The organism is Mesorhizobium sp. B2-4-17, from assembly GCF_006441275.1.
GTDB lineage: Bacteria > Pseudomonadota > Alphaproteobacteria > Rhizobiales > Rhizobiaceae > Mesorhizobium.
Map to the genome: position 1 here is coordinate 2,501 of NZ_VFUX01000066.1, position 3,989 is coordinate 6,489.

The window sequence follows — 3,989 nt, forward strand, 5'->3', positions numbered from 1 at the left end:
AAGTCATTCGTACAAAGAGTTTGCGGCGAGCGTGATGCTCACCGCCTGTTCTGTTTGACATCGTAAAGAGAAGATTTGTTCGAACTTCATTGGTCGCAAGACTGATGATTTGTCGCTGGAGACGCTCAATCTCCGGCATATGATGGGTTTGCCTAACCGCGCCCTCGAACCGATCTCGAGAAGCTGGTCTTTTTGTGCCAATGACATCGAACCAAATCCCGCACAGGATCTGGTTCAGGCGACGATTTCTTTGAAATCGCGCGGGTGGGCATTGGCAATGAGAACGATCAAGTGTCTTAAGGGCAATTGGTGGATGCCTTGGCATGCACAGGCGATGAAGGACGTGATACGCTGCGATAAGCTACGGGGAGGTGCGAATACCCTTTGATCCGTAGATTTCCGAATGGGGAAACCCACCTAAGGTGCTTGGAAAATCAGAGCAGCCAGAAGGTCGCAAGGCCGACTTGCTGCTGTGGTTTCCAAGTATCTGTTATAGGTAACTTATCCTGAATACATAGGGATAAAGTGGCGAACGCGGGGAACTGAAACATCTAAGTACCCGTAGGAAAGGACATCAACCGAGACTCCGGAAGTAGTGGCGAGCGAACCCGGACCAGGCCAGTGGCGATTGAGAGACAAGCGGAACCTTCTGGAAAGTAGGGCCATAGTGGGTGACAGCCCCGTACGCGTAATGCAATCAATCGTCCTCGAGTAAGGCGGGACACGTGAAATCCTGTCTGAAATTGGGGGGACCACCCTCCAAGCCTAAGTACTCGTGCATGACCGATAGCGAACTAGTACCGTGAGGGAAAGGTGAAAAGCACCCCGACAAGGGGAGTGAAAGAGTACCTGAAACCGATTGCCTACAAACAGTGGGAGCCCGCAAGGGTGACCACGTACCTTTTGTATAATGGGTCAGCGACTTAGTGTGACGAGCAAGCTTAAACCGGTAGGTGTAGGCGCAGCGAAAGCGAGTCTGAACAGGGCGTTCAGTTCGTCGCATTAGACCCGAAACCGAGTGATCTAGCCATGAGCAGGTTGAAGGTAAGGTAACACTTACTGGAGGACCGAACCCATAACTGTTGCAATAGTTCGGGATGACTTGTGGCTAGGGGTGAAAGGCCAATCAAACTCGGAAATAGCTGGTTCTCCGCGAAATCTATTTAGGTAGAGCGTCGACCGAATACCCCAGGGGGTAGAGCACTGGATGGGCTAGGGGTCCTCACCGGATTACCAAACCTAACCAAACTCCGAATACCTGGGAGTACTAGTCGGCAGACACACGGCGGGTGCTAACGTCCGTCGTGAAAAGGGAAACAACCCTGACCTACAGCTAAGGTCCCCAAGTTATGGCTAAGTGGGAAAGGATGTGAGGATCCCAAAACAACCAGGATGTTGGCTTAGAAGCAGCCATCATTTAAAGAAAGCGTAACAGCTCACTGGTCTAAATAAGGGTCTTTGCGCCGAAAATGTAACGGGGCTAAAGCCATACACCGAAGCTTAGGGTTCGTGAGCAATCACGAGCGGTAGCGGAGCGTTCTGTAAGCTGATGAAGCCATACCCGTGAGGGGTGGTGGAGGTATCAGAAGTGCGAATGCTGACATGAGTAACGTAAGGGGAGTGAGAGACTCCCCCGCCGAAAGACCAAGGGTTCCTGCTTAAAGTTAATCTGAGCAGGGTTAGCCGGCCCCTAAGACGAGGCGGAAACGCGTAGTCGATGGGAACCACGTTAATATTCGTGGGCCTGGAGGTAGTGACGGATCACACAAGTTGTCCAATCTTATCGGATTGAACGGGCAGCGGAGTGGTTCCAGGAAATAGCTCCTCCTTATAGACCGTACCCGAAACCGACACTGGTGGTCTGGTAGAGTATACCAAGGCGCTTGAGAGAACTATGCTGAAGGAACTCGGCAAATTGCACGCGTAACTTCGGAAGAAGCGTGACCCTTTTCTGCGCAAGCAGAGGAGGGTGGCACAGACCAGGGGGTAGCGACTGTTTATCAAAAACACAGGGCTCTGCGAAGCCGCAAGGCGACGTATAGGGTCTGACGCCTGCCCGGTGCTGGAAGGTTAAGAGGAGGGGTGCAAGCTCTGAATCGAAGCCCCAGTAAACGGCGGCCGTAACTATAACGGTCCTAAGGTAGCGAAATTCCTTGTCGGGTAAGTTCCGACCTGCACGAATGGCGTAACGACTTCCCCGCTGTCTCCAGCATAGACTCAGTGAAATTGAATTCCCCGTGAAGATGCGGGGTTCCTGCGGTTAGACGGAAAGACCCCGTGCACCTTTACTATAGCTTTACATTGGCATTCGTAGTGGCATGTGTAGGATAGGTGGTAGGCTTTGAAACCTGGGCGCCAGCTCAGGTGGAGCCACCCTTGAAATACCACCCTTATCACTATGGATGTCTAACCGCGGCCCGTTATCCGGGTCCGGGACAATGTATGGTGGGTAGTTTGACTGGGGCGGTCGCCTCCTAAAGAGTAACGGAGGCGCGCGATGGTGGGCTCAGAACGGTCGGAAATCGTTCGCTGAGTGCAATGGCATAAGCCTGCCTGACTGCGAGACTGACAAGTCGAGCAGAGACGAAAGTCGGTCATAGTGATCCGGTGGTCCCGCGTGGAAGGGCCATCGCTCAACGGATAAAAGGTACGCCGGGGATAACAGGCTGATGACCCCCAAGAGTCCATATCGACGGGGTTGTTTGGCACCTCGATGTCGACTCATCGCATCCTGGGGCTGGAGCAGGTCCCAAGGGTATGGCTGTTCGCCATTTAAAGCGGTACGTGAGTTGGGTTCAGAACGTCGTGAGACAGTTCGGTCCCTATCTGCCGTGGGTGTAGGAATATTGAAAGGATCTGTCCCTAGTACGAGAGGACCGGGATGGACGGATCTCTGGTGGACCTGTTGTGGCGCCAGCCGCATAGCAGGGTAGCTATATCCGGACGGGATAACCGCTGAAGGCATCTAAGCGGGAAACCCACCTTAAAACGAGTATTCCCTGAGAACCGTGGAAGACGACCACGTTGATAGGCCGGGTGTGGAAGAGCGGCAACGCTTGAAGCTTACCGGTACTAATAGTTCGATCGGCTTGATCGTTCTCATTCCTTATGCCCATCTGACATAGTCAGATGGTCTCACCAGCGCTCACGCATGAGCGGCCCCTCTGGGGCCTATGCTCCGCGAGGGCGCCGGAAAACCGGCGACGCGCAGTCGCGCTTGCGGGCTTTGCCCGAAGCAACCTGCAAAAGCATCGCCTTGGCACGGAAAGACAGGCAACGGCACAGCCGGATGGCGAGCAGGTATCTCCTACTCACTATTCCCTGCTGCCTAATCCCCTAACCCAGCTTCTCGAATAACGTGCGTTTTGCCGACCTGGTGGTTATGGCGGAGCGGCTGCACCCGATCCCATTCCGAACTCGGCCGTGAAACGCTCCAGCGCTGATGGTACTTCGTCTCAAGACGCGGGAGAGTAGGTCGCTGCCAGGTCTGCTAAACGCACGTTTGATCCGCACATCGTGCTTTCCAAAAATCAAAAATGATTTTTGGATCAATGTGTGGAAATCTTCTCTGAACATGGCCCGCCAACGGGAAACCTCGGGCCGCTAACGCGGCCCTTTCCATTGGCAAAAACCAAAAAAGGCAGTTGCAAAGCGCAATCGCCAGGCAAACGCAATCGCCCAGGCGATCGCAGACTACGCAAGCAAACGCTTGCTCAGCGTTGACGCGGGGTGGAGCAGCCCGGTAGCTCGTCAGGCTCATAACCTGAAGGTCACAGGTTCAAATCCTGTCCCCGCAACCAAATCAAAAACGGCCCGCCAGGCACCCCCAGGCGGGCCGTTTTGCTTTGCTATGCCGATGTGGCCCCCGCAACCGGATCAACGCTGGCAATCGAACCCCCAAAGCCAAATCAAACAGCCCGCATGGCATGGCACCAAGCCGGCGGCCGGTTTGATCTGGGAGCCGATGATGGTCGCCAATGAGGGGAAAG

Annotated in this window: 1 tRNA gene and 2 rRNA genes; all 3 read left to right on the forward strand. The window is 54.3% G+C overall.

Going from position 1 to position 3,989, the window contains the following annotated elements:
* The first annotated feature begins 285 nt into the window (after window positions 1-285).
* The 3 genes from FJ548_RS29540 to FJ548_RS29550 all read left to right on the forward strand — a co-directional run bounded on the left by FJ548_RS29540 (window position 286) and on the right by FJ548_RS29550 (window position 3,800).
* A 23S ribosomal RNA gene (locus FJ548_RS29540) occupies window positions 286-3,097 on the forward strand.
* 275 nt (window positions 3,098-3,372) lie between these two features.
* Window positions 3,373-3,487, forward strand: a 5S ribosomal RNA gene (gene rrf / locus FJ548_RS29545).
* Window positions 3,488-3,723: 236 nt separating this feature from the next.
* A tRNA-Met gene (locus FJ548_RS29550) sits at window positions 3,724-3,800 on the forward strand.
* The last annotated feature ends 189 nt before the right edge of the window (window positions 3,801-3,989 follow it).